Origin of the sequence: Occallatibacter sp. (assembly GCF_049582745.1) — a bacterium.
In the GTDB taxonomy this organism is placed as follows: domain Bacteria; phylum Acidobacteriota; class Terriglobia; order Terriglobales; family Acidobacteriaceae; genus Telmatobacter.
In genome coordinates this window covers 1-24,711 of the sequence record NZ_JBAUUO010000059.1, presented here as the reverse complement: position 1 = coordinate 24,711, position 24,711 = coordinate 1, and the positions used below count along the sequence as shown (strand labels likewise).

19 protein-coding genes are annotated in these 24,711 nt (G+C 58.2%); 11 read left to right on the top strand and 8 right to left on the bottom strand.

Features of this window, described 5'->3' with window-relative positions:
- Positions 1-50: 50 nt before the first annotated feature.
- The 4 genes from WCA10_RS07690 to WCA10_RS07675 form a co-directional block, all read right to left on the bottom strand.
- Positions 51-527, bottom strand: coding sequence for a hypothetical protein (locus tag WCA10_RS07690; protein WP_472821925.1), 477 nt, complete (start codon positions 525-527; stop codon positions 51-53).
- Between the two features lie 817 nt (positions 528-1,344).
- Complete coding sequence (locus WCA10_RS07685; RefSeq protein WP_472821924.1) at positions 1,345-3,201, bottom strand: M61 family metallopeptidase; 1,857 nt, start codon at positions 3,199-3,201, stop codon at positions 1,345-1,347.
- A gap of 82 nt (positions 3,202-3,283) precedes the next feature.
- Positions 3,284-4,198 (bottom strand): dihydroorotate dehydrogenase, encoded by a 915-nt coding sequence (locus WCA10_RS07680; RefSeq protein ID WP_472821923.1) that lies wholly within the window; start codon positions 4,196-4,198, stop codon positions 3,284-3,286.
- Between the two features lie 86 nt (positions 4,199-4,284).
- Entirely contained in the window at positions 4,285-6,729 is a 2,445-nt protein-coding gene (locus WCA10_RS07675) for an ABC transporter permease (protein WP_472821922.1), read from the bottom strand.
- A gap of 162 nt (positions 6,730-6,891) precedes the next feature.
- On the opposite strand from WCA10_RS07675, the gene WCA10_RS07670 reads away from it, so the two are divergent.
- Together WCA10_RS07670 and WCA10_RS07665 are read left to right on the top strand one after the other, a co-directional pair.
- Positions 6,892-8,250, top strand: coding sequence for an amidohydrolase (locus WCA10_RS07670; protein WP_472821921.1), 1,359 nt, complete (start codon positions 6,892-6,894; stop codon positions 8,248-8,250).
- Positions 8,247-9,593: an amidohydrolase family protein gene (locus WCA10_RS07665; RefSeq protein ID WP_472821920.1), complete on the top strand. Its 1,347-nt coding sequence runs from the start codon at positions 8,247-8,249 to the stop codon at positions 9,591-9,593. The genes WCA10_RS07670 and WCA10_RS07665 overlap by 4 nt, the downstream gene beginning before the upstream one ends.
- 86 nt (positions 9,594-9,679) lie before the next feature.
- Here WCA10_RS07665 and WCA10_RS07660 read toward each other — a convergent pair whose 3' ends face one another.
- Together WCA10_RS07660 and WCA10_RS07655 are read right to left on the bottom strand one after the other, a co-directional pair.
- On the bottom strand, positions 9,680-10,621 hold the full coding sequence (locus WCA10_RS07660) for a branched-chain amino acid transaminase (RefSeq protein WP_472821919.1): 942 nt from the start codon (positions 10,619-10,621) through the stop codon (positions 9,680-9,682).
- Positions 10,622-10,765: 144 nt separating this feature from the next.
- A complete protein-coding gene (locus tag WCA10_RS07655; protein ID WP_472821918.1) occupies positions 10,766-11,785 on the bottom strand; it encodes a hypothetical protein in 1,020 nt (339 codons plus the stop codon).
- A gap of 357 nt (positions 11,786-12,142) precedes the next feature.
- On the opposite strand from WCA10_RS07655, the gene WCA10_RS07650 reads away from it, so the two are divergent.
- The 7 genes from WCA10_RS07650 (at position 12,143) to WCA10_RS07620 (ending at position 19,097) form a co-directional block, all read left to right on the top strand.
- The gene (locus tag WCA10_RS07650; RefSeq protein ID WP_472821917.1) at positions 12,143-12,856 is read left to right on the top strand and encodes a class I SAM-dependent methyltransferase; all 714 of its coding nucleotides are present in this window, start codon (positions 12,143-12,145) and stop codon (positions 12,854-12,856) included.
- Between the two features lie 126 nt (positions 12,857-12,982).
- Entirely contained in the window at positions 12,983-13,915 is a 933-nt protein-coding gene (locus WCA10_RS07645; RefSeq protein WP_472821916.1) for a carbohydrate kinase family protein, read from the top strand.
- Positions 13,916-14,051: 136 nt separating this feature from the next.
- Positions 14,052-15,242 (top strand): GntR family transcriptional regulator, encoded by a 1,191-nt coding sequence (locus tag WCA10_RS07640; protein WP_472821915.1) that lies wholly within the window; start codon positions 14,052-14,054, stop codon positions 15,240-15,242.
- A gap of 64 nt (positions 15,243-15,306) precedes the next feature.
- The gene (locus WCA10_RS07635) at positions 15,307-16,692 is read left to right on the top strand and encodes a nicotinate phosphoribosyltransferase (RefSeq protein WP_472821914.1); all 1,386 of its coding nucleotides are present in this window, start codon (positions 15,307-15,309) and stop codon (positions 16,690-16,692) included.
- Between the two features lie 68 nt (positions 16,693-16,760).
- A complete protein-coding gene (locus WCA10_RS07630; RefSeq protein ID WP_472821913.1) occupies positions 16,761-17,246 on the top strand; it encodes a hypothetical protein in 486 nt (161 codons plus the stop codon).
- 270 nt (positions 17,247-17,516) lie between these two features.
- Positions 17,517-18,086, top strand: a complete 570-nt coding sequence (locus tag WCA10_RS07625) for a TetR/AcrR family transcriptional regulator (RefSeq protein ID WP_472821912.1) — start codon at positions 17,517-17,519, stop codon at positions 18,084-18,086.
- Between the two features lie 72 nt (positions 18,087-18,158).
- The gene (locus tag WCA10_RS07620; RefSeq protein ID WP_472821911.1) at positions 18,159-19,097 is read left to right on the top strand and encodes an SDR family NAD(P)-dependent oxidoreductase; all 939 of its coding nucleotides are present in this window, start codon (positions 18,159-18,161) and stop codon (positions 19,095-19,097) included.
- Between the two features lie 18 nt (positions 19,098-19,115).
- On the opposite strand, the gene WCA10_RS07615 is transcribed toward WCA10_RS07620, so the two are convergent.
- Both WCA10_RS07615 and WCA10_RS07610 read right to left on the bottom strand, forming a co-directional pair.
- The gene (locus WCA10_RS07615) at positions 19,116-19,511 is read right to left on the bottom strand and encodes a c-type cytochrome (RefSeq protein WP_472821910.1); all 396 of its coding nucleotides are present in this window, start codon (positions 19,509-19,511) and stop codon (positions 19,116-19,118) included.
- 4 nt (positions 19,512-19,515) lie between these two features.
- Positions 19,516-20,583 carry a PGN_0703 family putative restriction endonuclease gene (locus tag WCA10_RS07610; RefSeq protein WP_472821909.1) on the bottom strand — a complete coding sequence of 356 codons (1,068 nt, stop codon included), beginning with the start codon at positions 20,581-20,583 and terminating at the stop codon, positions 19,516-19,518.
- 462 nt (positions 20,584-21,045) lie between these two features.
- Here WCA10_RS07610 and WCA10_RS07605 point away from each other — a divergent pair, with 462 nt between their 5' ends.
- Positions 21,046-21,618, top strand: coding sequence for a hypothetical protein (locus tag WCA10_RS07605; protein WP_472821908.1), 573 nt, complete (start codon positions 21,046-21,048; stop codon positions 21,616-21,618).
- A gap of 587 nt (positions 21,619-22,205) precedes the next feature.
- A complete protein-coding gene (locus WCA10_RS07600) occupies positions 22,206-24,617 on the top strand; it encodes an Ig domain-containing protein (protein ID WP_472821907.1) in 2,412 nt (803 codons plus the stop codon).
- The last annotated feature ends 94 nt before the right edge of the window (positions 24,618-24,711 follow it).

The window sequence follows — 24,711 nt, the reverse complement described above, 5'->3', positions numbered from 1 at the left end:
AAGCTGCCTCGCTCGCGCGTTTTCGTTTCCTGAACTTGCCCCCACACTTGCTACTGCTTGTCGTAAACCAGTAACAGCGTCAACTCCTTTCCATCGGCGTCAATACCCTTGGCCGTCAATGTCATCCTCTTGCCTTCATTCGAAATCACGATGCGCCCAGTGGCGGAATACTTTCCAGTCGTGTTCTTCGCTTCGTAGTTGAACGTATTAGCATCTACCCGCTTGAGCGAGACGGTGTCGTACGGCGATCCTTTGCCCGTGACACCGGCTGGCGTGCCATCGTAATTTGCCGAATAGGTGGTGTTGATCGCGGTGCCATCTGTCCGCTCGCCGGTGGTTGTAACCTTCACGCCGCCGGGGAACACTTCGCGCACTACGGTGAGGCTTTTAACCGGTAACGGTGCTGGCGTGTACTTGGATGCCGCTATGTTGACGTTCCAGGTGCCGAGAGAATTGTCGGCATCCAACGCAACCAATGTGGTGGTGAGTGCCAATGCAGCCAAAGCCAGGCTGAACATTCTTCGCATGGCGTATCTCCTTTCGGAATTGAATTGTCTGTGGAACTCCACTGCGCCAGCTCGCTGATCTGTTTTGTGCCAAGCCGTCGCTCCCCGCGTTTCGGTTGCGGGCTTTCGTGGGCCGAAATTCAACCCGCTTTGGACTCTATGACAGCTCTCCGTGCCTGGGATGTTCAAAATGGCTCACTTCGTCGGACCATCTCAGAAACCGAATCTGCAGCAGTAAACACTCCCGCACGCCTGAGCCGTGGATAATGCTTCCTTCTCTCTCTCTCGAACCGGCCATAGCAGGGTTCTTATGGAATTGGAGTCGGCATCAGCCTGTATTGGATGGCAGTTTTAACGTTCTACGAAGTGGTAGAATTGATGGTATTCACCGTCTCGTCTCTCAGCAGTCAAGTCCTCTCGCTTCCGATTAGCCGCTAAGTGCTTGTTTCCACGCGCAGAATTCTTTCGGAAATTTTGCAGGTAATTTCGTGTCTCGGGAGCACAATAGAAAGTGATCACAAGGCTCTCATGGGTATGTGCATAAGTGATAATCGAGCATCGTCACGAAAGATCCCTGTTCCCGGACGGGGCACGGTCATCCACTGGTCGTTAAGTCCTTTGTGGAGAAACCTCTACAGCTAACTTCTTAAACAAGAATTCTTTGCAGAGGGTTTCCGCTGTAAACCACTGGAAAAACTATATTTAGTCAAAGAGATGGGATAATACCCCCCATTCTCGTCTCATGATTGGCCCGGCCCGATCGCAAAGGGGCCTCTCCCCGTGAGGCCCCTCGCAGTTGAGGATTCAGAGAAGCCGAATCCGCGAAACAGAAAGTCAATTACTTTCCAACCCGTGCCTTGATCAGCTCATCGAGATAGTCAGGCTTTCCTTCCTCGCGGACGAGGTGCGGATAGCGCGGGCCATCGTGGTAGTTGATGGTGCAGGTGCGGTAGTAGTCGTCTACAACCACCAGCAGCGTGATCGGCTTTGAAGGGTCCTTCGCATCCTTGATTGCTTCGCCGAGCAATTCCGGAGTATAGACGCGACCGTTGACGCCAACAATCTTCATTCCCGACGAGACGCCGGCTTCAAACGCTGGGCTGCCGACGATGGAGTCGCCGACCATGCCGTCGGCGCCGACCTGCAGGCCGACGGAGTAGACTTCGCTGAAGTTTCCGCGCCGCCCTGGCAGCTTTGCCCGTTCGGGACTGTAGGTGATTTTCCAGCCGCCGTTCTCGATTCCGCCGACTGGCGCTTCCGGCGAGGTTGAGGCAAGCCGCGTGTGAAAGAACGTGACCCAGTCGTAGGGAGCGATAGCGTTGAGGTTGCTGACGAGTTGATCGAAGGTATAGGTCTTCACTTCGGGGCCGTTGTTGGCGCCGCCGTGGAAGGCGTGGCAGAACTCGTCGATGGACTTGGCGCCGTGGGACTCGCGATGGATGATCGTGGCGACTTCGAGCCAGAGCAGGTCGCCTTCATCGTAGTAATCGGCTGCGCGCCGCCAGTTGAGCCACCCACGCGCGCCAAAGCCCATGCCGAACTCGGCGTCGGCTGTATCGCGCAATGGCCGCCACGTGCGGCCGGGGCGTCCAGGCCCGAGAGAAGCCGAGATGCTGGCGAGGTATTCGTGGTACTGGTCGGGCGTCCACAGACCGCTGCGCGCCGCGAGCATCGGGCCGAGGTAGTCGGTCAGGCCTTCATAGCCCCACAGCAGGTCCGTCTTCATCGGCTGCTCGTAATCAGGCGTTGTCAGATCTTCGGGGCGGCGAAATTTTCCGTTCCAGGAGTGGACAAATTCGTGCGAAAGCAGACCGCCGAGCGCCATGCCGGAGCCGGGCCCGAGCAGCGTGTTCTCAGGCAGGCGGCTGTCGTTGGACTCGTGATGTTCAAGCCCGAAGTGCGCGACATGATCGCTGAGTCCGAGCAGAAAGTGATAGTCGCGATAGTGGCGCGCGCCAAAGAGTTTGCCCGATTCCGCGACCAGGTTTGTCATGGCCTTCTGGTCCTTCTCGCTCATGTTCAGGGCGTCTTCGCTATCGGCGACCAGGTCGATCTCGTGATGGATAGGCTCGCCCGGAGGGGTGATATCGATGCTGCGGTAGTACCGGCCCGTGGCGACAGGCGAGTCGACAAGAAGATCGAGCGAGATGGGTTTGAACGAGACTTCGTTTCCGCTTTCGCCTGCGACAGGAAGCGATGAGCCGAACTTCCAGCCTTCCGGCAGGATCAGCTTCGCATCGTAGATCAGCTTCTCAGCGGGTGTTCCCTCGGGATAGAGAGCAACTTCGTTCCATTCGAGGATGAGGAGTTTGTCGGTCGCGGAGCCGCCATCGGGCTCGATGTAGTCGTAGTTCGCTTCAAGCTTGCTGACGCCTTCGGGCACATCGAGGTGAAAGGTGAAGACGTCGAGCAAGTCACGTCGCCAGGGGATCACCTTGCCGTCGGCTGAGAATTTGAGCCCGGCAAGGCTGGCGATGGGGCCATCGGGTCCGTGCTCGCCGGGAATCCACTTGGGGTAATAAACGGTGAGAGGTCCGGGTTTGACGGGCATCACGAGGTGCGCATGCAGAATCTTGTTCTGTGTTTTAGTCGCATCCACGGTGAGAGAAATGTTCTGGGCACTAAGTCCCAGGGTTCCGGCAATGGCCACGATCGAGGCAATAAGCGCAATCGACTGCAAGCGGCGAAGTTTCACAGGTGTGCTCCTTGAAGGGAAGAGGGACTTCACCGGAATCATATCAACTGGATCTGGAAGCAAAGGGTCTGTTTGTCCCGGTCTACTTTTGCGGGACGTCGATCGCGCCGGTGAGGGTGGCAACGCGCTCGACATGATGGCTGCGGCACCACGCTTCGAGGCCTTTGGCGAGGCGCTCGGTAGCACGCGGATCGGCATAACTGGCGGTGCCCACCTGCACTGCGGTTGCGCCAGCGAGCATGAACTCAATCGCATCCTCGGGAGTGACGATGCCGCCGAGGCCGATGGTGGGGATGCTGACGGCGCGGGCTGCTTCGTAAACCATGCGCACTGCGATGGGCTTGATGGCAGGACCGGAGAGTCCGCCGGTGACGTTGGTCAGGCGCGGCTTGCGGGTTTCCACGTCGATCGACATGGCAAGGAAGGTATTTACAAGGCTGACGGCATCCGCTCCGGCCGAGGCGCAAACGCGCGCCATCGCCGCAATGGAGGTGACATTGGGGGAAAGCTTGACGATAAGCGGACGCTTTGCGATGTTGCGGACCTCGTGTACCAGGTACTCAAGCGAACCGGAATCGGAACCGAACGCCATACCGCCGGCATGCACGTTGGGGCAGGAGACGTTCAACTCATACGCGGCGATGCCTTCGGCATCGTTGAGACGTTCGACGACCTGCTTGTATTCGCCGACCGTACAGCCGAAGACGTTGACGATGACTTTGCAGGAGGGATAGCGGCGGAGCGGCGCGAGTTTCTTTTCAATGAATTCGGCCACGCCGATGTTCTGCAGTCCGATAGCATTCAACATGCCGGCGGCAGTCTGGATGATGCGCGGCGCAGGATGGCCGGCCATGGGTTCGAGCGAGATGCCCTTGGTGACGAACGCGCCGATGCGTTCGAGAGAGACGATCTCTTCAAATTCGATGCCGTAGCCGAAAGTGCCGCTGGCGGCGATGACCGGGTTGGTCAGCTCGATGCCGGCGAACTGCACTTTCATGTCAGGTTTCACGCGCGGTGGTTTTCCTCGATAGTGAACGTCTATTGCATGATACTAGGGCCGGTCACATCAACCGCATTCATCAACTATTCGTAACGCAGAGCGACCGTGGGCTCGACGTGTGCCGCGCGAAGGGCGGGAATCAAGACGGCGATTGCGGCTGTGGCCATCAGAACGACCGAGACGACCACAAACGTCACCAAATCCGATCCACTGGTGCCGTAAAGCACGCTGGCCGCGAACCGCCCGACCACCAAGGCAATGGCGAGTCCGATGGCAAGGCCTATCGCAGTCAGGGTTAGACCTTGTCGCAGAATCATCTTCAGGACCTTGCGCGGCTTTGCGCCAAGCGCCATGCGGATGCCGATTTCGCGCGTACGGCAGCGGACGGAATAGCTCATGACGCCGTAGAGTCCGATGGCCGCAAGGGTGAGGCCGACCGCGCCGAAGATTCCGAGCAACAGTGCGGAAATGCGCGGGAGGAGGAGCGACTTGTCGACGTGCTGCTGCATCGTCTCAACGTTGAATACCGCCATGTTGGGATCGAGTGCGGCAATCTGTTGGCGTACGGATTGTGCCATCGCCGCGGGGTTCACGGACGTCTTGACGATGAGCGTGGTTCCGAAGAAGCTGTTTGCCTTCTCGGGAGCAGCATTAAGAAAGAGATAGATTGCATTGGAAGGTTTTTCGCCAATCGTACGTTGTTTCGAGTTCCGTGCAATGCCGATTACGGTGAACTGGTCTTTGTCCTGATGAATCACGCGACCGATCGGATCCTGGCCGGGGAACAGGTGCGAGGCCATCGTCTCATTGATGATGGCCACATGCTGGTCATCGGTTTGGAGGACGAAGTCTCGACCACGCAGCAGCGGAATGCCCATCGATGCGAAGTAGCCGCTGCCGACAGTGTTGGTGTCGGCAAGGACGTTCTGTTTGGGATGATCCTTCGCAGCTTCGACATCGTAGTTGTTGCTGCTGGCGCCGATGCTGAGCGGAACAATTCCTACGAAGCTTACGGACCGCACCCCCGGCAGAGCGGAGACGCGCTCACGCACTTGCGTCAGGAACTGCACGGTCTTGTCATGCGAGTAGCTCTGGAGTTTGGGGTCCATCGTCATGATCAGGACATTGTCGGATTTAAAACCAATGTCGATCGAGGAGGCGTTACCGAGGCTTCGCAGGAAGAGTCCGGCTGTCGCAAGCAGGACGAGCGATAGCGCTACCTGCACCACGACCAGCGTATTGCGCAGGCGCGAGCGTGCCGTACCTCCAAACAGGGACTGGCCGTCTTTGAGAGCGCTCACGAGGTCGGGCCGCGAAGCGCGGAGGGCCGGAACCAATCCGAATACGAGTGCCGTGACGATGGAGAGGCCAAGCGTGAACAGAGCAACGCGCAAATCGACATTGAAATCGAAGACGACCGGGAACGGAAGCGGAAGTTGGAAGTTGGAAATCGCGCGGGCGGCCCCGGCGGCCATAATAAAGCCGACGCCCGCACCTGTGAACGCCAGGATGAAACTCTCGAAGAGCAGTTGACGAATGAGTTGACGGCGCCCGGCGCCCATTGCAAGGCGAATGGCGATTTCTTTCTGGCGGCCCACAGCGCGCGCCAGCAGGAGGTTCGCGACGTTGGCGCAGGCGACCAGCAAGACTAAACCGACGACGACCATCAGGACGGCCATCAGAGTGAATGCGGGTGTGGCGGAACCGGCGATCAGTCCGCCGGCGGTTTGCAGGGTCAAGGTCTCGTGGTTTTTGTCATCCTTGCGATAGGTGTTGTCGAGTCGCTTCTTGATGACATTGAGCGCCACCTGCGCTCGAGAGCGGGTGATGCCGGGCTTGAGCCGAGCGTCCAGCATCAACCATTGGTTGTCGCGCCTGGTTCTGATGCTTCCCTCGGTAGCCAAGTCGGGCATGATCTCTTCTGACACGGCGAGAGGCACCCAGAAATCAGAAGAGATTCCGCGATCTACGCCGTAAAAACCGAGCGGCGTAATTCCCACGACTGTGTAGTGTCGCCCGTTCAAGGCCACGTCGTGATTGAGAATGTTTGCGTCGGCGCCGAAGCGACGCCGCCAGAGGTTGTTGCTGAGTACCACGACGTGGTTGCGGCCAGATGTCTGGTCGTCTTCAGGAAGGATCGTGCGGCCGAGTGTCATTGGCACTTCGAGTGTAGAGAAGAAGTTGCCGCTGACTGACTGTCCCCAGACCCGTTCGGGCGCCCCTTTGCCGCCGATGCTTGCCGGAATGAGAGGGAAGTGCGCCGTGACTCCGCCGTCAAAGATGTCGCCGGTCTGATCGCGGTAGTCGATGTAGTCGGGATAGGAGTAGGACTGGCCTTCGGAGAACATGACCATCCGTCCGGAATCTTTGACGGGCAGCAGGCCCCACAGCAGTCCGTTGGCTACGCTGAAGACCGTGGCATTGGCTGCGAATCCCAACGCGATGGAAATGATGACAATGGCGGAAAAGCCGGGAGCCCGGAGCAGGGTTCGCGTGGCGTAGCGAAGATCCTGGAGCAAGTTGTCCATGGTGGCCTCGGTCGAAATTGTAGTCTCAGTTCGGAGATACGCGGGTTAGAGCCAGAAAGTTCTCCAAAAGAGGCTGTCGGACGCAGAGGCAGCCTGTTTCTGCAGCGTGTTACTATCATTCACAATCTGTCTTGAACCGAACTTCCCCGGAGAGACCAGTCCATGGCTAGTTTTCCTTCTGTGCTTCGACACGGGTGTGCCGCCCTGTTTTTGGCAGGGATCTGGGCCGCGCCCATCAACCTTCCTGCACAAGCAACTCAAAGCGGCGCTCCGACCGATGTCGTGATCAAAAACGCGACAGTCATGACGGTGACACACGGCACGATTGAGCATGGCAGCGTGTGGATTCACGACGGGAAGATTGCCGGGGTGGGCGCAACGGTGGACGCGCCTGCAGACGCCAGGACGATCGACGCGGTGGGGAAGTTTGTGACGCCGGGAATCATCGACCCGCACTCGCACTCGGCGCTGGGCGACGACATTAACGAAGCGACGAGCCCGGTGACGCCGTCGATGATGATGATCGATGCGTTTGATAACCGGGACAAGGCTTTGTACCAGGCGCTGGCCGGCGGCGTGACGACGGAACTGTTGTTGCACGGGTCGGCAAACATGATTGGCGGCCAGGCAGTCGTAATCAAAAACAAGTTTGGCTTGTCGCGCGACGAGATGCTTTTTCCGAATGCGCCCCGTTCCATCAAGTTTGCGAGCGGCGAAAATCCAAAGCGCGTCTACGGCCGGCGCAATGAAGTCCCTTCGACGCGCATGGGAAACTTCGAGGTGATGCGCCAGGCGTTTGAAGATGCGAAGGCGTACATGGCTTCGTGGGACGCCTACAACGCGAAGGTGGCGAAGGGCGACAAGGATGCGGTTGCGCCGAAGAAGGATTTGAAGCTGGAAGCGCTGGCGGATGTGCTTCGCGGCAAGCTCTACGTGCAGATTCACTGCTACCGCGCCGATGAGTTTCTGACGGAAGAGGCCATTGCGAAAGAGTACGGATACAAGATTCGCGCCTTCCACCATGCGCTGGAGATGTACAAGGTTGGCGACAAGATTGCGCCGACGGGCACCGGCATTGCAACGTTCGCGGACTGGTGGGGATTCAAGGACGAGGCGTGGGATGCGATTCCGTGGAATGCCGTTATGAGTATGCGCGAAGGCGTGCGCGTGGCTCTGAAAAGCGATTCGAACGATTATGTGCGGCGGCTGAATCAGGAAGCCGGCAAGATGGTGCACTATGGCGGCGCAACAGAAGAGGAAGCGCTGCGCATGATTACGTTGAATGCGGCGTGGATCATTGGCGTAGACGATCGCGTGGGATCGCTGGACGTCGGCAAGGATGGGGACGTCGTGATCTGGAATGTGGATCCGTTGTCGACGTATGCGCGTGTGGATAAGGTGTATATCGATGGCGATCTGTTCTTTGACAGTTCGCTGCCCGGCTTTGGAACGACGCACTTCAGCGGCGCGATGCACGACGCCGCATCCGAAGGCAGTGACGACGAAGGAGACGAACAATGAAGCCGGGAATCCTGATTGCAGGTTTAGCGTGCGTTGCCTTTGGCCAAATACAGGGTCTTGCGCAGACTGAAAAGGCCGGACCGAACGGCACTGCGCCAGCGCCGGCGAAGACGATTGCCATTGTGGGCGGGAAGCTGTTGACGGTTACACACGGCACGATTGAAGACGGCACCGTGGTGTTGTCGGGCGGCAAGATTGTCGCGGTCGGGCCGGCAAAGTCGACCAAGGTTTCGGCCGGAGCGGAAGTATTCGACGCGAAGGGGATGACGGTCTATCCGGGATTCTTCGATGCCGAAACGCGCCTCGGGCTGACGGAGGTTGCGGCAGACCAGAACAACAACGACCTCGCGGAAACTGCGGACGAGATTGAACCGCAGATGCGCGTTGAGGACGCATTTCACGCGGAGACAGTTCGGATTCCCGTGGAGCGGCTGAACGGAATTTCGAACGCGATTGTCGCGCCGGCTTCGGCGGATTCCATTCCGGGGCAGGATGCGGCGATTCAACTCTATGGGCGCGATCACGATCAGATGCTGCTGAAGCCGGAGATCGCGCTGGCGATGAATTTCGAGGGCAACGTTCGCAGAAGGGCGAACTTCAACGGACCGTCGAAGTTTCCGACGACGCGGATGGGGCTCGCGGCGCAGATCAGGCAGGTTTTTCTGGATGCGCAGACTTACGAGGCGGAGCGGGCTGCGGCGGCAAAGCCAGACCACAAGGGGCCGACGCCGAAGCGCGATTTGAAGCTGGAGGCGCTGCTGCCTTATCTGCACGGTGAAAAGCCCGTAGTGCTGGCCGCGTATGAGGGATACGAGGTGGAAGTTGCGATGGGCATCGCGAAAGAGTTTCACCTGAAGGTAATTCTCAATCATGTGACCCACGCGCAGGACGTGCTGGATGAGATTGCTTCGTACCATGTGCCAGTGATTGTCGGACCGATTTATGACTTTCCTCATCCTGACGAGCGGTACGATGCGGTCTACTCCTTGCCGGCGGAATTGCAGAAGCGGGGCGTGAAGATCGCGCTCGCTACGGGGGGGCGCGACATGGGGGGAAGCCGCAATCTGCCGTATGCGGCCGGTTATGCGGTGGCGTATGGGCTGCCTTACGATGAGGCTTTGAAGGCGATCACGCTCAATCCGGCAGAGATGTTTGGGCTGGGTGACAAACTAGGATCGCTGGATGTGGGCAAGGTGGGGAATGTTGTCGTGGCGAACGGCGATCCGTTGGACGTGAGAACTTCAGTGAAGCAGGTATTCATTGATGGTAATGCAATTCCGATGGTGAGCCGGCAGACGAAGCTGCGCGATGAATATATGCCTCTTGTCACGAAGAAGCCCTAGGCGGCGATCTGCGAAGTGAGTTTGCTGGACGACGAAGAGGTGGCCCGATGAAGGCCGCCTCTTTGTCGTGTACGGAAGTTGGTGTGCTATGCGGTGACGGGTTCGGTGGCGTTGACCTTGACGGGCGTGAGCCAGCCGAAGCGGTCGGGCTTGAGGCCGTTGGCGATGGCAAAGAATTCGTCGGCAATCTTCCGCGTGATTTCGCCGATCTTCCCATCGGCGATGAGGATGCGGTCGATGGAGCGGATGTGCGTGACCTCTGCGGCTGTTCCGCTGAAGAAGACCTCGTCGGCGATGTAAAGCATCTCGCGCGGAATGGGCTGTTCGGTGACGGCGAGTCCAAGGTGGCGGGCAATGGTGAGCACGCTGTCGCGGGTGATGCCGGAGAGTGCGGAGTTGGCGAGGGGTGGTGTGTAGAGGACGCCGTTCCGGACGAGGAAGATATTCTCGCCGGAGCCTTCGCTGACGAGGCCATTGACGTCGAGTCCGATGCCCTCAACGTAGCCGTTGGCTTCGGCTTCCATGCGGATGAGTTGCGAATTCATGTAATTTGCGCCGGCCTTGGCGAGGGCAGGCATGGTGTTGGGGGCGAGGCGATTCCAACTGGAGATGCAGACGTCTGCGCCACCGGTGCCGGCCACATATTTGCCCCATGGGAAATTGGCCATATAGACCTCGATGGGAGATCCCTTGGGGCTGACGCCAATTTCGCCATAGCCGCGAATCGCGATGGGCCGGATATAGCAGGGCGCGACGCCGTTGGCCTCAATCAGGTCCACCACGGCGGCGCAAAGCTCATCGAGCGAAAAAGGAAGCGCCATGCGATAGATCTTGGCGGAGTCAAGCAGGCGCTGCATGTGCTCCGGAAGCCTGAAAACGGCGGAGCCCTGGGGCTGGGCGTAGCAGCGGATGCCCTCGAAAACGCTGGAGCCGTAGTGGACGACGTGGCTCATCACGTGGATGGTGGCGTCTTCCCACGGAATCAGGTTGCCGTTGTGCCAGATCTTCGAGGTTTTCTGAATGGGCATGGGGATGCGCGTGCTCCTTGGTCACGTCAATGCGCGATTAACTTAAGGGTATCGCGATTTGGCGGAAAGTGTCACGGCGGGTCACCGGACCGTCGGGCAAAGGGAACCTGATCTGCACCTTACCCAGTCCGAGCGTCGCATGTTTCACGGCCCAGTCACTGGCATGTGGATCCAGTTGCCCTGCGGGGCGTTGACAGAGTTGACGACGTCGCCGCGTCCATTTTCCCAGTAATTTGAACTTGGTCCGGTCCACACTTCCTTGGCTTCGCCAGTAAACGGATCGATGGTGGGTGTCACCCCGCGCAGGGCCTGCGTGAGGCCGGTTACCTGGTCTGCCTGTGCTTGTTGGCGCTTTTCGAAGGAAGCTACCTGATTGCGCATTGCCTGCATCTGGCTCTCAAATTGGCGCACCTGCTGTCCCAAATCATCCCTGCGGCGCTGCTGCCGTGCGCGCTGGTACTGGAGGGCATCAGCATCCATCTGCTTTTGCTTTTCGATCCACGCTGGATTCAGCTTGAAGGTCTGCGCACAGTGCAGCAGGACGGCACGCGCGACCGCGACCTGATCTGGGGGGCTGAGAAAGCTGCCCATTGTCATGACTGACCAGATGCCACCTGCCTGGGAGGTTTTTGCATAGGCGAACGCAATCCGTTCACTCGCACCCGAGCCGCAATGGTAGGCAATGGCTCCCGCGGATGCGGTTGGCGCGGGGCCCTCCGAGGGGATGTAGTCGGGAACCGTAAACCCGAGACCACCGGCGTCGCCTGCAGCATTACGGCAGTCCTGGTAGAAGCGCACATGCGAGTACAACACTGCGAATTCTGGTCCGGTTCGATAGCGGGCCACGGTGAGTTGCGCCTGCGCGCCCAGGTCATAAGGTTCACCCTCGCGCTGGTGGTAGGCGTTCGGCACGGTGTAGGTGGGGATGGAAACGTCGCCGAGGCGCACGTTGGTGCGCCCGTCGGGAGACACGAGATCCACCATGGGCCGCTCGTCGGAGAATCCCATCCGGAACAGCCCACCACGCACCTTCCAACCCTGCGGAACCTCTACGCTGAACGCCTGTTCAAAAGGGTCCTGGAAAGGCGTCCAGGCCATCGCAGCGTTTCCCGCAGCGCCGGCGATTTCGGCAGCTGCTGATCCCGTTGCCGGCATCCAGCTCATGCATCCAGCCACAAGAATCACGGAGAAGGATGTAGCCTTGCGCGAAACCTTCCTGATGAGACGAGATCGTTGAGGGGACTCCATGTGCGGTTCCTCCTTTTGCTTGCACAGTATGCCGATCGAGTGAGAGCAGAGCGCACCCACTTGATGCGGGCGAGGAGTAACGAAGAATCACTTGTCAACCCGGGGGAGTGAGATTGCAGCAGTTAAGAGACCGACTGTGGCACAAGCGAAAATGAACTGTCAATAGTTTCGAAAGCCCGAGTGCGTGGACCTGTTCTTCGGTCGCGCATGTGCTAACGTTCCCTCGTGACCGCACCTAAAAGCTCTCCGCGCCCGAAGGCAAACTTGCCGCGGATGACGAAGGCAGAAGGATTTACGCAGCATCCGTTCGACCTCAAGTGGGGCGTGCAGACCAGCGGTTTGATTCCGGGGCGATTGCTGAAGACGGGGCACGCGCACGACCGGTATTCGACGGCATATTTCGGCGTTGCACCGTCGGTGTTTCGAGCGCTTTTGAGGCGGTGGCAACGGACGAAGCCTGCCGCGCCAATCGAGCGCTTCACGTTCATCGACGTGGGCGCGGGCATGGGGCGCGCCATGTTGCTCGCAGCGGAGTTCCCGTTTCGGCGGGTGATTGGAGTCGAGCTGAACCCAATTCTGGCGAGAGTGGCGCAGCGCAATCTTGAAATCTGGCAGGCGGCGGGAAGGGCGCGGACGCCGATGCAGGTGATCTGCGGCGATGCTGTCGACGCGCCGATGCCGAAAGGGCCGTGCGTGCTGTTCCTTTTTAATCCTTTTGGGGCTTCGGTGATGAGGCGGTTGATGAAGCGTCTTGCTGTCGCGTTTGCGAAGCGCGCGGGTAGGCTCGATCTTCTGTACGTAAATCATGAGCAGGAGCATGTGCTCGAGGGACAGGCGGGATTCACGCGGCTTTTTCTTGGGCGGGAGCGCCGTTCGCAGGCCGATGCTATTGCGGATCACAGGATCATGGCTAACCAGCCGGATGGCGAATATGCCTCAGCCAATTACGAAGATTGCTCGCTATGGCGGTGGACTGGCAGAGTTTAATAAGCCGCGGAAGGTGTTGACGAATCGACCCCGCAGGGTGGAAGTTGTTCGGTGGGCAACGCCGGCCGGAAGAAGCGGAGCACGTCAGATTTTGCAATTGTGGCTGTGGTGCGAAGGAGTACGACCTTGAGAGAGCCGCATCTGATTCTTGGAGTCGGGGAACTGTTGTGGGACATGCTGCCGGAGCATGCACGTCTCGGCGGCGCGCCTGCAAACTTCAGCGTGATGGCCGGGCGGCTGGGAAACCATGCAGCGATCCTGAGCCGCCTGGGCCGCGACGATCTTGGCCGTGAGGCTGTGCATTTGCTCGATCCTCTGCCGACCGATACCAGTTTTCTGCAGATTGACCCGTTGCACGAAACGGGACGGGTCACGGTCTCGTTCGACAACGGCCAGCCGGCATACACCATTCATCATCCGGCTGCATGGGATTTTATGGAGCTGTCGGACGAGTGGGTGAGGCTCGCAGAGCGTGCCGATGCGATCTGCTTCGGATCGCTCGCACAACGCAGCGTCGAATCGCGGCAGACGATCCAGACGCTTGCGGCACAGGCATCTTCCCGGTGTGTTCGGATCTTCGACGTTAACCTGCGGCCGCCGTTTTATTCCAGCGAGGTGATCCAGGAATCGCTTGAGCTGGCCACGGTGTTCAAAATGAATGATGCGGAGGTTTCGCAGGTGCTGGCGTTGTTGGGACTGCCGGGCGAGGAGGATGCCGACGGAGATAGCCTGCGCCGGGGCGCCGAGCGGCTGCTGATGGAGTTTCCGACATTGCAGTTGGTGGCAATTACTTGTGGTGGAAATGGCAGCCTGTTGGTGACCCGGGATGAATGGCATCAGCACGCTGGATTTCCGGTGAAAGTGGCAGACACCATCGGCGCTGGAGATGCGTTCACGGCCGCCATGGCTCACTACCTTCTGCGCGGAGCGGAGCTGCGGGTACTTAATGAAGCGGGAAACCGCTGGGGCAGTTGGGTTGCTTCGCAGTCGGGAGCGATGCCGCCGCTGGCCGATGCAACGCGCGGAGAGATCGAGGCGTCCATTGAGCAGTCGGCGTAGGCAGCTTTGTATTGGCGAATCTTCTCGTTTCCGCGTCTGCCAATTGGCCAAAATGTATCGACATTGCGTCGACAAGGGACGGCCAATCTCGTAGTGTCTTTAAGAGCCTCGTTTTTGGGCTCCACGGGCACTGCGCATGAAGAAATCTCGTCGATCGGCAAGCAAACTGGGTCCACCGCCCGAGAGCGACCCGTCGGCTCACCTGTCCAAGCATCGCCGGGTCTTCGACCATCTGCTGGCCAGCATTCAATCGGGTGAACTGAAACCGGGCGACCGGCTGCCCAGCGAGGCGGAGCTGGGCAAGCTGTTCGACGCATCGCGCATCACGGTGGCCAAGGCGGTCCACGACCTGCAGCGCATGGGGCTGGTGACACGACGCCCCGGCGCAGGAACGCATGTTCTGGCTGAGAACCGGCCAAGCGGCCGGACCTTCGGGCTGCTCATTCCCGAGCTTGGACTGACGGAGATCTTCGAGCCCATCTGTCATGGCATGATGCGCACGCATTTCGCGAGGCCCGATGCGCTTTTGTGGGGCAATTCTTCGGTTTCGGCTCAGGACGGCGCCAAAGCCGCCGAACAGATGGTGCAGTCGTTCATTTCCCAAAAGGTTGCGGGGGTGTTTTTTGCGCCGCTGGAGCTAACCAGCGACAAGGACGCAGCCAACCGGCGCCTCGCAAGAGCGCTCGATCTGGCGCAGATTCCGATTGTGCTGCTCGATCGCTGCTACCTGCCGTACCCGGAGCGCTCGCAGCACGACCTCGTGGGCGTGGATAATCGGCGCGCCGGCTACCTGGCGACCTCGCATCTGATCGAGTTGGGAGCGCGCCGCCTGGCTTTCTTTGGCGAAGAATTTGCGGCGAATACAGTGGATGCGCGCATTACCGGATTCTATGAGGCTTTACGCGTGTTCAAGGTGAAGCCGGAAGGCGAACCGGTATGGCGCGGCAGCCCCCAGGACGAAGATCTTGTTCGCAGGATGATCGATGAGACTCGACCGGAGGGTATTGTCTGCGGCAACGATTTAACGGCCGCGCGCCTGATGCAGACGCTGCTTGGATTCGGCATCCGCATACCGGAGGACATCAGGATCGTGGGCATGGACGATGTGCGTTACGCGAGCCTGCTGCCGGTGGCGCTCACGACGATTCACCAGGATTGCGCGGGAATCGGCGCCGTCGCAATGGCGACCATGCTTGAGCGGTTGGAGCATCCGGAGTTGCCCATTCGCGATGTGCTGGTGCCGGTGCGGCTGGTGGTTCGCCGTTCCTGCGGAGCGCATCTTGGACCGCGACACTGGTCCGAAACGAAGCTGACCGAACAAGCCTGACGACGGAACTGAAGTATGGGCGGTTCGTCGGTTTCTCCTGCGATTCAATACAATTGGGTTCATCGTGATCATCAACCTGGCCAGGCGCGCGCATGACCATAACTGGGAACTCGATCCCATCACCCGGTCCTTGCTCGACACTGATTTCTACAAGCTGCTGATGCTGCAGTTTATCTGGAAGCATTTTGCGGATACGCGGGCGACCTTCACGGTGATCAATCGGTCGCACGAGGTGCCGCTGGGCGACATTGTGGATGTGCGCGAACTGCGCGAGCAACTGGAGGCGACGCGCAAACTGCGCTTTCACAAATCGGAACTGATCTGGCTTGCAGGAAACACATTCTACGGCCGGCGCGGGATCTTTGAGCCGGCATTTCTGCAATGGCTCGAACGAGATTTTAGGCTTTCGGATTTTGATCTGTCGATTCACGAAGGCCAGATCTCGCTGCGTTTCGATGGTTTGTGGACCGAGACGACGATGTGGGAGATCTATGCGCTTTCGGCCATTGACGAGCTGAAGACGCGTGCGAGTCTGAAGAAGCTCACGGAACTTGAACTCGACATTCTTTATGCGCGGGCAAAGACACGACTCTGGGAGAAGATGGCGCGCCTGCGTGGAGTGCCGGGGCTGACCGTGAGCGACTTTGGAACGCGTCGTCGTCACAGCTTTTTGTGGCAGGAATACGTGGTAAAGGCAATGAGCGACGTGCTGGGCGAGAATTTTATTGGCAGCTCGAACACGTACATGGCGTACACGCACGATCTTGAGGCGATCGGCACGAATGCGCATGAGCTGCCAATGGCGATGGCCGCGCTTGCAGACAGCGATGAGGAAATGAAGCAGGCGCAGTACCGGATGCTCGAACTATGGCAACAAACCTACCAGGGCGAACTGCTGATCCTACTGCCCGATACGTTCGGTACGACACAATTTCTCGAGAGTGCTCCGAACTGGGTGGCGAACTGGACAGGCCAGCGCATCGACAGCAAGGATCCGTACCTTGCGGGCGACGAATACATTGGGTGGCTGCGGGCGCAGGGGCGCGATCCGAAGTCAAAGCGCCTGATTGCCTCAGACGGATTGGACGTTGACGTGATTCTCACCCTGCACGCATACTTTGGCGGCACGATCCTGAACGGTGCGGCGCCTGCGGACTTTTACGATGCGGCCGATTTTCTGGACGAGAAAAAATGGCTGCCGGAGCATCGGATTCGATTCAGCGCAGGTTGGGGGACATACCTGACGAACGATTTCAGGAATTGCAATCCCAGGAGCGACGACGGTTTCAACCCGGTGAGCCTTGTGTGCAAGCTCAGCGAGGTGAACGGCCGGCCCGCGGTCAAGCTTTCAGACAACTATCAGAAGGCTATGGGCCCGCCGGCGGAGATCGAGCGCTACCGGCGGATTTTTGGAACGGCCGGTGTCGCCAACGTTCCTGTGACAGTTTGAGAATTTAACAGGCGATTTTCGTCCTAAAAAACGGTAGGATAGGTCGATCTCAGCAAGGAGACGGGGCTTTGAAGAAGATTCTGGTGATTGCAGCATCGATGGTTTGTCTGGTAATGGGGCGTCCGATTGCGCACGCCCAGGATGTCGGCATCAATGGAAAATGGCACTTTGTGCTTGAGACCCCGGGCGGCGACCGCGAAGTGGATGCCGATCTTGCGGTGGATGCGGACGGCAATGTGACGGGGAAGTGGGGAAATGCCGATGTAGCGGGCATCTACAAGGATGGAAAACTCGCGCTGGAATTTCAGTTCACTTCTGAAGAGGTTGGCGCGACAGCTCCAATGAAGATCGACGGCAAACTGGACGATACCGCAGCGCTTACGGGTGACTGGGCCTTTTCCGAATACAACGGAACCTATAAGGCGATGCGTCCAGGGACTCCGGCTCCCGACTCTGCTCCAGTGGCTGCGCCAGCTGCGGATGCTGCTCCGGCTCCAACTCCGGCGCCAGACGCAAAGCCGAGCTCGCCCGATCCGAAGCCGGACCCGCAATAGGGGGTATCGAACGCCCAAAGCGCGTCCAAAACAGTGCAAAAAGGTGCTGCTTCGAAGAGATCAGGGACTTTTTGCTTTGCGAAATGCGGGTTGTGAGACTCGTTTCGCTTGACAAGAGAACGATCCGCCGAGTAGGCCTGTGATCGATGGGGACCGCTGGGTAATCTCGGCTCTTTTGTTAAAGAAATGCGAAATTTCCTCTTGATTTCAAAGCAATCTCCCCATACATTAAATGAGTGAGCACGCGCTTATTTAGGGAGATTTACCTTCTTGGCACGACCTAAGAGCGATAACAAGCGAAAAGCGATCCTGGAATCAGCGATGGAGGTGTTTGCGGAGCGGGGCATTGGACATTCGCCGACCTCAGCCATCTCAGCTGCAGCGGGGGTCGCGGAAGGCACTCTTTTCACCTATTTCAGGACCAAAGACGAGCTCATTAACGAGCTCTACCGCGAGCTGCGTAAGGAGATGGACCGGGAAATGGTGGACTATCCCTTTACGGCCGATGCTCGCACGCGACTTCGGTATGTCTGGGATCGGTATTTGAGCCTGGCCATGAGGTTTCCGAAGCGGCTGAAGGTTTTGCAACAATTACGCGCCTCGGGCAGGTTGTTGAAGGATGCGGAAGCTCCAAATATGACCATTGTGGAGCTTCTGAAGACGACCAGGGAGGCTGCCGGGATGGGCGGCGTTCATAACGCTTCTGCCGAGTTCCTGGTGCTGATGTTCCGTGCACAGGCTGAAGCGACGGTGGAATTTATCGGGGCACACAGAGATCTGGAGGCAGAGAGCCGCGAACTTGGGTTCAGGCTGATTTGGAGGGGCCTGACCGGGGCCTGAATCCCCCCCCATTTTCTGAGTGAGTGGTCATTCACTCTTTTGGATCAAGATCGTAAGGAGAGTCAAGAAGTCGTGCAAGATTCGAATGTGCCGCAGCGGAAGTTCGCGGCTATCTTCCCCCCTGAAGTTGGAAAGCTCGCAGTCGTTACGGCTTCCACAAACGGAATTGGATTTGATGTAGCTCTCGCGCTGGCGCAGGCGGGGGCGGACGTCATAGTTGCCGGGCGACATTCGGCGGATGGCCATGAAGCGCTGGCCAGGATCCGGCCGCTGGCGCCGAACGCGCTAGTGCGCTTTGAAAAACTGGATTTGGAGAATCTGAATTCAGTCGCAGATTTTGCGGGTCGGCTTGCGATGGCGGAGAGACCCGTCGATCTGCTGATCAATAATGCGTGCACCCTGGCATTGCTGAAGCGCGAAGTGACAGCAGATGGATTCGAGCTTCATCTGGCGTCCAATTTTTTGAGCCACTTTGCATTGACGGCGTACTTGTTGCCGCTGTTGCGCACGGGCAAACAGCCACGGGTGGTGCAACTGACGAGTACGGGCCGCCACCACGGTGAGATCTGCCTGGACGATTTACAGCTTGAGAGCGGGTACACACCTCTGAAGGCATACAGCCAGTCGAAGCTGGCCATGCTGATTTTCGCGTTGGAACTACAGCGGAAGAGCAAAGAGCGCCGATGGGGTCTGGTGGGAAACTCGGCCCAGCCGATCGGGGCGCGAGCGGCACAGCTTGCGAATGCGACCGAGGTAACCGGCTCAATGGGCTGGTATCGTCGCGCATTGGGGTTTGTGCCGGAGCACTTGCAGGGTGGAGTGCTGCATGCGCTCCTGGAGGCTTCAGAAGGGGCGGAGCAGCAGGAGCCGGTGGCGGCGAAGAGCCTGGCCGAGTTGATTGGTCCGACGGTTCCCGAGGCGCTGGACATGCGGGTGCTCGATCCCGCCATGGGGCGAAAGCTCTGGGATGTGGCGACGAAGTTGACGCGCGTGGAGTGGCCGGCCGATTAGCCGCTAAGCGCTGAGGTCTTATTGAGTCGATGGAGACGGTGCAGAGTCCTGCGGATTTGCGGGAGGCGGAACGGGCTTGTTTTTTGCACGCAGATAGGCGATCAGATCGGTGACATCTTTGTCGGTTACGGAATCGCTGAAGGGCGGCATCTTCTGTCCGCCATTGAGGATCTGATTAGTGATTTTCTCGGGCGTCCAAGTTTTGTCCTTGTAAAGGCCGGTGAGTGCGGGAGCTTTTTTGGTGCCGACTCCGCCGACCCCGTGGCAGTAGGTGCAGCCCTTGTCGCGAAACAGGACTGCGCCGGCTTTCTCCGCGTCACTCTTCGAGGATGCTGAGAGGTGTGTGGGTATTGCGACCATTCCAATGAGGGCAGAGAGCAGGAGAAAAGTGAACGGCTTCGACCGACGAATCACTTGACTATTTTCTCACGCCCGCTTGTTCCGGCACGTGCTTGCGGGCTTCGAGTTCTTCAATCGTCATAGGGATTTCAGCGGGTGCGCCGATGCCATACTTCAAGTTGAGGAAGTCTCGGAGTCCGACGGGCAGGCAGGGTACGATTTCCTGCCAGGTGAGGCTCTTGCAGCGAACCCGCATTTCTGCGTTTTTGACTGCGCGCATCACGTCGAACCAGGCTTCGCGGAGATCGGGACGGCGCTGGTCGTGGATCGTGCAGAACGATGCGCCTGCGACGTGTGCGGCCAGCACGTTACGGATGAGTTGATATCCGGCATAGCCGGGTAGCCAGGGCTGTTCGACCTCGGCGCGCGCTTCGAGGGAGGCTTGAAATTCGCGTGCGATTTCCTCGGCTGCTTCGGAGGGCGCTTCCCACTCCTGGGTGAACTCTTCTGTGAGTTCGACGGCATTGCGACGGCGGCGAGTCCGAATCTGGACGCGTTGAAGCAGATCAAGATCGAAAACTTCCCCGAGATCGCGGTAGGTTTCGACGAGCCGGGCTTCGCGGATTTGGAAGTCGCTTTCGGTGAGCTTGGCTTCGACGAGCAGTTCGCCCCAGCGTAAGTCGACTTCGGTTCGATCGACGCGTCCATTTCTGAGCGGCACGCGTGCCTTCCAGCCGAAGTTGGGTTCTGATTCAGAGTCGATGCCGAGCATGCGGCGGATCGCCGGAGATGCAATGACTTCGGGTGTGCAGAAGAGATTCATCAGCAGGGCGTCGGAACTCATGCAGGAGTCGAGTTCGCGCCATTTGCGCGCAGGGTCGATTGAGGGGCGGGGGAGCGAACGGCCCTGGGCATGAATCTTGTCGAAGCGGCGGATCCAATCCGGGCGGGCCGCGATGGCGGCGTAGGCCGGCGGATAGAAGTTGCCGTGGAGGCCGCATTCGGGTGCGTAAACAATGACGGGATTGCTACCGTAGCTTTCGACGTGGGGATAGCTGCGCGCGAAGAAACGGTTGCGCACCGCAAGCTCAGCACGAAGGGCGCCTGCGAAGGGAAACGGGGCGCGGGAGATGAGGTCAGAATCCATGGGAATCGGTGTGGCGGATTTGCATCGAGAAATTGCTTACGTTCTATTGTGCATCGGGCCGGCGGAATTACCTGTAAAAAGGGAGTGCGTTCATTATGTGGTTTAAATACTTGAGCCTAGCGCGCGTTGAGGAGGATAGCTTTGAAGAGGTGGTCTGTGGATATTTCCTCGGTCGCCCTTAGGGAATCGACAGCGGGCGGAATCCTTGGATTTGACCTGGACCATTTTCAGCCATCCTTCCGGGACGAGTTCGGAGCGAGTTGTGATCGTTCGCAGCATAGGGAGAAACGAAGGTCACCGTGACGAAAGGGCGTACTGCGAAACGGGGATGGCAATTGAAGACGAAGTGCTTAGGCTATTGGTATTGCAGGCATCAAATCTGCGAACTATACTTACCGCACCCGTGGGGCGGTTATCGACAGATTTGCCAATCCTGCAATTGAATAGATGTTGGAGGGTCACATGTTGAAAGCAATGTGGTGCGGTTGTGTTTTCGCTGCATGCCTCGGTTCCCTTACTGTATCCGCGACAGCGCAGCAGGTCGTGCATGCGCTGACGGGGACGGTAAGTTCGATTGACAACCTTTCGAAGACGTTGATTGTGTTTCAGGACAATGGGTCGGAAGGGCAGTTTAAAGACATGACGGATGCGAAGGCGCACATTGTGATCGACAAGAAGGTTACGCTCGAATCGGCCTCTCCCGATTCTTTCAAGAAGAAGGGCGCATACGTCATCGTGTTTTACTGTGGCGACAATGAAGACCGTACGGCTGTGGCGCTGAAGAACCTGGGGGCAGGACCGTTTACGTCGGTCGAGGGGACCGTGGTGAAGTACGAGGGCAAGCAGCACTCGATTTCGTTGCAGGACAGTTCGGGGGCGATGCAGACATTCAAGATCGCGCAGGATACGGTTGCGGAAGGCTACATGGGCGTGATCGATGGATATAAGTTTCAGGCGCAGAAGGGCGATCATGTCCGGGTGGTGGGAACGACGGACAACGGGAGCGCAACGGCGCTGTTTGTGCGGGAAATGTAAAAGAGCAGGACCAAGGGAACAAGGGATTAGGGACCGAGAGAACGAGAGCTGCGATATCCGCCCCCTTGCTTGAGCAGGCGCAATTTTGGCCGCACCGTTTCATTCGGTGCGGCTGTTACATTCTTAGAGGCCTGAAAGCGGCAGCACGTTTGGGTTGAATTTGTGGTTGCCACTCATTCGCGAGAGACTGCGCAGGCTTGGGGCACCGTGGTGGTGGGGCACCGTGGTCGTGTCACGGCGCGTCTGATTTGATCCGGCGCAAGTAACTTGAAGTCGTAACCTTTCCAGGTTGACATCCGAAACCTACAATATTTGAAATCATCCTTCTTTCTTTAAGCGGCGGGGCGTGCCTATGGCTACAATTTCTTGCGCAATGATTTCATCGATTTTCAGGAAGAGGCCGGTCTCCACGAATGAACGTGTATTTTCGCTGGAAGTCCATCACATTCGGAACTCATCGCGTCGCTGAATCCGGGTTTTTGCACCGCATCAAATTCCGATTCGTCCACGCGAGTCTGGTTGTAGCACTTGCTCTCACAGGCTGCTCAAGTGGGGGCGGCAAGTCCACAACCAACCAAGTACCATTGGTGATCTCTACCACGAGTCTGCCGAATGGGCAGGTGGGAAGCGCCTACAGCACTTCGCTGGCGGCATCGGGCGGTACGTCTCCATACAAATGGGCTCTGAACGGCGGTTTGCTGCCGACAGGTCTCTCGCTGAATGCCAGTGCGGGAACGATCACGGGCACGCCCACAGCCTCGGCCAATGCAACCGCTCTGAAGTTTACAGTCACTGACTCGGGGAACCCAGCGCAAAGCCAGAGTGTGACACTCAACCTGACCATTAGTTCAGCAGCCCTGACGATCACGACGACGAGCCTGCCGAATGGACAGGTGGGTAGCGCCTATAGCGCCACGCTGGCGGCATCGGGCGGAACATCTCCATATATGTGGACTCTTACCAGCGGTTCGCTGCCGACAGGTCTCTCGCTGAATGCCAGTGCGGGAACAATTACGGGCACGCCCACTGCCTCGGCGAATGGAACCTCGCTAATGTTTAGCGTTGATGACTCGAGTACGCCGGTGCAGAGCCAGCCCGTCACTCTGGCCATTACTGTAGATCCGGCTAATCTCAGTGTCGGAGTCTCGCCCAAACGCGCTGCTGTGGTTACTGGACAGGCATTAAGCATCACGCCCACGACCAACGACTTCCTTGGGGTGAATTGGACGGTATCCGGCCTCGGATGCAGCGGCACTGCATGCGGCACCTTTTCAACCAACAACAGCAAGACGGGGGTGCCTGTCACATTTACGGCTGCCACTTCGCCAGGGGTATATACCGTCAGCGCCAGCAGCAGTTACAACTCGTCACTGTCGACTTCGCTCAGTGTGGCCGTTACCGATTTTGCCGGGGTTACTACGTATCACAACAACTTGTCGCGCAACGGAGCGAACACGCAGGAGTATGCGCTCAGCACGGCCAGTGTTGCGACATCCAGCTTTGGAAAGCTCTACGCTTGCCCGGTGGACGGTGCGATCTATGCGCAGCCACTCTGGATGCCGAATCTTACGATTTCTTCAACGAAGAGGAACGTTGTATTTGTCGCAACCCAGCACGACAGTCTGTACGCGTTCGATGCCGACAATAACAGCAATCCTTGCACTCCGCTCTGGCATGCCAATCTCGTGGATTCGGGGCATGGTGGCCTAGCGGGCGAGACTTCGATTCCCTCCGGAATCACCGGGGCGCCGATCTCCACCGGCGACATTATGCCGGAGGTTGGAGTGACGGGGACACCGGTGATCGACCCAGCCACGAAGACGATCTACGTTGTATCGAAATCCTGGGTGTCGTCGAATTCAAAGTTTTACCAGCGGCTTCATGCCATCGATCTGCTTACAGGCAATGAGAAGTTTTCTGGCCCGGTAACAATCGCAGCGACTTTTCCAGGCAAGGGCGATGGGGGGACGATGACGACCTTCCTGCCCGGCCAGCAGAACCAGCGGCCAGGTTTGGCTCTTGTTAATGGCGTCGTCTACATCGCATGGTCATCGCATGGAGATGCCCTCCCCTATTACGGCTGGGTGATTGGATACAACGCGAGCAATCTCTCGCAGGTTTCTGTCTTTAACGACGCGCCCAACGTGATGAATGGGGGAATCTGGATGGCAGGTGGTGCTCCTGCAGCGGATTCTTCAAACAACCTCTATCTGCTGACGGGAAATGCAATCTTCGATGCTGCCAACACTTCTGCGCCAAACAACGATTACGGGGACGCATTTCTCAAGCTGAATTCGAATCTGGCAGTAGTTCAATACTTCTCGCCTTCCGACCAGGCCACGGACAATTCCGGAGATGAGGACTTTGGCGCCGGCGGGGCTGCGGTGCTGGCGGATGTTCCAACCAACGGAAGCAATCCAACTCACTTTGTGATCGGTGGAGGGAAAGATGGGGCGTTGTATCTCTTGAATCGAGACAAGCTCGGGGGCTCAGGCGATTCAAATGCCTGGCAAAGGATCTCCACAGGGAACGGGATCTATGCAACCGGCGCTTTCTGGAACTCGCATTTCTACATCGGAGGATTCGGAGCCGCGCTCAGTGACTATGTTCTGAACAGCGCGACAGCAAAATTGAGTCTTGCGAAAACAGCCGCTACGCCGGTCTTTGGATTTCCGGGTGCGACACCGTCCGTCTCATCGATGCCTGATTATTCGAATGGAATCGTCTGGGCACTAGATCAGACGAACTACTGTACTGAACAAGCGACGGCCTGCGGCCCGGTCGTTCTGCATGCCTACGATGCAACAAACATCGCAACTGAGCTTTGGAACAGTTCCCAAGGGGCTGGGAACGCCGGAGGCAATGCTGTGAAGTTTACAGTCCCGACGATTGCGAATGGGAAGGTATTTGTCGGAACGCGAGGAAACAATGCGGGAGATGTCGACACGAGCACCTCTACACCTGGCGAGTTGGACATCTACGGTTTGCTTCCGAACTAGCCTGCATTTCTCACGGGGAGTAGGCAAGAAGTAAAGGTCCGGGAAAAAGAAAGTGGGAAAAGGCCGCTGTTTTTGTGGCATAACTGCGTTGTCG

Excerpts from the sequence above, each read along its gene's own strand:
- WCA10_RS07690 (WP_472821925.1), bottom strand. The coding sequence starts at position 527 with ATGCGAAGAATGTTCAGCCTGGCTTTGGCTGCATTGGCACTCACCACC.
- WCA10_RS07680 (WP_472821923.1), bottom strand. The coding sequence starts at position 4,198 with ATGAAAGTGCAGTTCGCCGGCATCGAGCTGACCAACCCGGTCATCGCC.
- WCA10_RS07675 (WP_472821922.1), bottom strand. The coding sequence starts at position 6,729 with ATGGACAACTTGCTCCAGGATCTTCGCTACGCCACGCGAACCCTGCTC.
- WCA10_RS07670 (WP_472821921.1), top strand. The coding sequence starts at position 6,892 with ATGGCTAGTTTTCCTTCTGTGCTTCGACACGGGTGTGCCGCCCTGTTT.
- WCA10_RS07665 (WP_472821920.1), top strand. The coding sequence starts at position 8,247 with ATGAAGCCGGGAATCCTGATTGCAGGTTTAGCGTGCGTTGCCTTTGGC.
- WCA10_RS07660 (WP_472821919.1), bottom strand. The coding sequence starts at position 10,621 with ATGCCCATTCAGAAAACCTCGAAGATCTGGCACAACGGCAACCTGATT.
- WCA10_RS07655 (WP_472821918.1), bottom strand. The coding sequence starts at position 11,785 with ATGAGCTGGATGCCGGCAACGGGATCAGCAGCTGCCGAAATCGCCGGC.
- WCA10_RS07650 (WP_472821917.1), top strand. The coding sequence starts at position 12,143 with ATGACGAAGGCAGAAGGATTTACGCAGCATCCGTTCGACCTCAAGTGG.
- WCA10_RS07640 (WP_472821915.1), top strand. The coding sequence starts at position 14,052 with ATGAAGAAATCTCGTCGATCGGCAAGCAAACTGGGTCCACCGCCCGAG.
- WCA10_RS07610 (WP_472821909.1), bottom strand. The coding sequence starts at position 20,583 with ATGGATTCTGACCTCATCTCCCGCGCCCCGTTTCCCTTCGCAGGCGCC.
- WCA10_RS07605 (WP_472821908.1), top strand. The coding sequence starts at position 21,046 with ATGTTGAAAGCAATGTGGTGCGGTTGTGTTTTCGCTGCATGCCTCGGT.